This window comes from Escherichia sp. E4702 (assembly GCF_963883545.1).
GTDB lineage: Bacteria > Pseudomonadota > Gammaproteobacteria > Enterobacterales > Enterobacteriaceae > Escherichia.
Genome location: NZ_CAWORF010000054.1, coordinates 1 through 1472, shown reverse-complemented (window position 1 = coordinate 1472; position 1472 = coordinate 1). Strand labels below are relative to the sequence as shown.

The 1472-nt window shown below is 53.8% G+C and carries 1 rRNA gene; it reads right to left on the bottom strand.

Annotated features, from left to right (window positions below):
- Positions 1-1472 (bottom strand): 23S ribosomal RNA (locus AACU94_RS24485); the annotation flags it as partial.

Genomic DNA, 1472 nt, shown 5'->3' with positions numbered 1-1472 from the left:
GTACCACTTTAAATCGGCGAACAGCCATACCCTTGGGACCTACTTCAGCCCCAGGATGTGATGAGCCGACATCGAGGTGCCAAACACCGCCGTCGATATGAACTCTTGGGCGGTATCAGCCTGTTATCCCCGGAGTACCTTTTATCCGTTGAGCGATGGCCCTTCCATTCAGAACCACCGGATCACTATGACCTGCTTTCGCACCTGCTCGCGCCGTCACGCTCGCAGTCAAGCTGGCTTATGCCATTGCACTAACCTCCTGATGTCCGACCAGGATTAGCCAACCTTCGTGCTCCTCCGTTACTCTTTAGGAGGAGACCGCCCCAGTCAAACTACCCACCAGACACTGTCCGCAACCCGGATCACGGGTCCACGTTAGAACATCAAACATTAAAGGGTGGTATTTCAAGGTCGGCTCCATGCAGACTGGCGTCCACACTTCAAAGCCTCCCACCTATCCTACACATCAAGGCTCAATGTTCAGTGTCAAGCTATAGTAAAGGTTCACGGGGTCTTTCCGTCTTGCCGCGGGTACACTGCATCTTCACAGCGAGTTCAATTTCACTGAGTCTCGGGTGGAGACAGCCTGGCCATCATTACGCCATTCGTGCAGGTCGGAACTTACCCGACAAGGAATTTCGCTACCTTAGGACCGTTATAGTTACGGCCGCCGTTTACCGGGGCTTCGATCAAGAGCTTCGCTTGCGCTGACCCCATCAATTAACCTTCCGGCACCGGGCAGGCGTCACACCGTATACGTCCACTTTCGTGTTTGCACAGTGCTGTGTTTTTAATAAACAGTTGCAGCCAGCTGGTATCTTCGACTGATTTCAGCTCCACGAGCAAGTCGCTTCACCTACATATCAGCGTGCCTTCTCCCGAAGTTACGGCACCATTTTGCCTAGTTCCTTCACCCGAGTTCTCTCAAGCGCCTTGGTATTCTCTACCTGACCACCTGTGTCGGTTTGGGGTACGATTTGATGTTACCTGATGCTTAGAGGCTTTTCCTGGAAGCAGGGCATTTGTTGCTTCAGCACCGTAGTGCCTCGTCATCACGCCTCAGCCTTGATTTTCCGGATTTGCCTGGAAAACCAGCCTACACACTTAAACCGGGACAACCGTCGCCCGGCCAACATAGCCTTCTCCGTCCCCCCTTCGCAGTAACACCAAGTACAGGAATATTAACCTGTTTCCCATCGACTACGCCTTTCGGCCTCGCCTTAGGGGTCGACTCACCCTGCCCCGATTAACGTTGGACAGGAACCCTTGGTCTTCCGGCGAGCGGGCTTTTCACCCGCTTTATCGTTACTTATGTCAGCATTCGCACTTCTGATACCTCCAGCATGCCTCACAGCACACCTTCACAGGCTTACAGAACGCTCCCCTACCCAACAACGCATAAGCGTCGCTGCCGCAGCTTCGGTGCATGGTTTAGCCCCGTTACATCTTCCGCGCAGGCCGACTCGACCAGT